Origin of the sequence: Paenibacillus sp. YN15, assembly GCF_003285005.1 — a bacterium.
Taxonomy (GTDB): Bacteria; Bacillota; Bacilli; order Paenibacillales; family NBRC-103111; genus Paenibacillus_AR.
On record NZ_QMFA01000088.1, the window covers coordinates 1 to 1,756 of the forward strand.

The window sequence follows — 1,756 nt, forward strand, 5'->3', positions numbered from 1 at the left end:
GATGAAGGATAATATGTAATTATCGGTTGGAGGGGTTTTATGGATATCATTGCTAAACCACTTCTAGAAGCTGCTGCCCAAACGCTTGTGGGAGTCCTTGGTGGATGCGCATTTGACAAAATTAAAGGTAAAATTTTTAAAACTAATACCTTTGATGGGGCATTCGACCTGTGGCAAAGAGGTATTCATTGCAAAAATATTGATATCGGGGATACCTTAGCTTTTGATGGTCTCATTTCTCCTTACGTTCAGTTATTCCCAAGAGATCCTTATACGAACGCAGAGAGATGGAATCAACTATATTCTTTTCCTGGAAAAATATCTGCTGAAGATTTTTCTAATCTTGAATTCTATGCAGGTTCTGATGATGCACTTAGAACTGGACCAATCAATGGTGAAACCTTAGTAGGTTTATATAATCGTTATGGATATATCGGTGAGGGTATTCTAGGAGTAGTGCCAACCAAAACCCTATTGAAAAAGGTACCAGAGTTTTTTAATAAAAGTTATTTTGGTACTAGAGTAAGAATTAAGGGTACATTGGCAAAATGTCCCGCTCAACACGGCTTTGTTGCTCAAGGAATGTTTTTAAAAGCTGGGATACAGTTTCAGCAAGACTCATACAGTGAGATACCATATGTAAAAATTGATTCGATACAGCTTTACAACAACGAAATGGATAGAATCAGTTCGTTGTTGGGATCACCATGGGCAGCAACAAATGATAAAAAGAATCCATACTTAGTCCAATATGGATATTTCAGTAATCAAAGAGAAATAAATAACTGTTTGAAGAATATTTACACTTCACCAAAATGGGATTCCGTTAGGGTTTACTACGATACGCTAACATCACCAACGCCAAGCATAAGCTTTACTTCGCAATTCATTTATTAAATACCGCATCAAGGTATTTCGGAAGGTATAAGTAATAAGGCAACATAGTGGGATTGTAATACTGAAACATGTGTGATTGGAATTGTTCAAGATTGCATGCATTTCTGGCTGTTTGCTTAAGTTTATCATTCTTACCCCATAATACTTCTAAGTGCAGAATACCGGGATATTCTGGAACAGTTACAAGTGAAAAACAAACATTCGAGTATGCCTTCATTTTTTCCAAAGTTGCACATGTGGTTTCTTGGTCAAATATGTGTCGGTATATGATATCCGAACATATGCCATTGTGAGTCAATTTTTCAAATAATAAATCGGCGAGGGGTTTTCCACTTGGGGAGACCTCTTTAATAATGTTAAAACAGTCATTTATAATAATGTCATATTGATTAGTTTCTACTTCGAGGTATTTTTTTGCATCGCTATTTATATAATGGAATCTTTTATCGGTTAACACTTTTTCAACGTGGGGATAGTTCTTTTCCATTAACGATATTACAGCTGGATCATAATCGCAAAGAACTACTTTGGTTATGGATGTATATTTAAGGAGCTCATATGCGGAAAAGAGCGATCCGCCACCAATTATTAAAGCTTGCTGTGGGTACGGTATAAAAGATATTGGAAGATGCACTAACATTTCGTGATATATGCATTGATAGTTTTCAATATGCTGTATTTCGTCATTAATGACTAATACCTTTCCTAAGACTGGGTGAATGTATAACTGAATTGCTTGTCTTTCAGATTTTATATTTTCAATCTCTTTCAGTTCAGACAAATATAAGCTAATCAAATCGTTCTCGTGAAATGTTCCCATTTAGCCTGAACCCCCGATAATTACATATTATCCTTCATC

The 1,756-nt window shown here is 35.6% G+C and carries 2 protein-coding genes; one reads left to right on the forward strand and one right to left on the reverse strand.

The features are described 5' to 3' along the window. The first annotated feature begins 39 nt into the window (after positions 1–39). Complete coding sequence (locus DQG13_RS30230; RefSeq protein ID WP_113023911.1) at positions 40–897, forward strand: hypothetical protein; 858 nt, start codon at positions 40–42, stop codon at positions 895–897. On the opposite strand, the gene DQG13_RS30235 is transcribed toward DQG13_RS30230, so the two are convergent. Then, positions 887–1,717 carry a spermidine synthase gene (locus DQG13_RS30235; protein ID WP_113023912.1) on the reverse strand — a complete coding sequence of 277 codons (831 nt, stop codon included), beginning with the start codon at positions 1,715–1,717 and terminating at the stop codon, positions 887–889. The two genes, DQG13_RS30230 and DQG13_RS30235, sit on opposite strands and share 11 nt — an antisense overlap. Positions 1,718–1,756: the final 39 nt, after the last annotated feature.